We start from the raw sequence: 411 nt of genomic DNA, 5'->3' as shown, positions 1-411 counted from the left end.
CCTCGAACGTCGCGCGCTGGTCGATCCCGGCCAGCCGCAGCATGTCCGACCGCGCCCGCTCCATATAGCGCAAATAATTGGCGTGGTAGACGACGCCCGACAGATCGGTATCCTCGAAATACACGCGCAGGGGCAGGCGATGCTCCACGCCCGCGAAACGCCCCTCCGTCGGCTGGTCCACGCCGGTCATGCGCGCCCCGTTAACCCAACGGTTCGTCGGACGGAACCCTGTTCGCCTCGTCCAAGCGGCGGTAGAACCGCCGGAAAGCACAGGAGAGCGAACATATGGCCGACCGTCCCACCGCTGGCGTCACCCCCTTCCTCACCATCCGCGGCCGCCGCGGTCAGGAGGCGCTGGACTTCTACACCCGCGCGTTCGGCGGCGAGGTCGTGGAGCGCAATGTCGCGGAG

The 411-nt window shown here is 67.6% G+C and carries 1 protein-coding gene; it reads right to left on the bottom strand.

The window, feature by feature from the left end:
* The coding region (locus AC0IYH_RS29535; RefSeq protein ID WP_471837610.1) for a thioesterase family protein at positions 1-190 on the bottom strand (190 nt) is incomplete at its 3' end.
* Positions 191-411: the final 221 nt, after the last annotated feature.

The sequence above is a fragment of the Pseudomonas sp. AC463 genome (assembly GCF_979253585.1).
The sequence above is the reverse complement of the archived record's forward strand: the minus strand, read 5'-3'. Positions and strand labels throughout refer to the sequence as shown.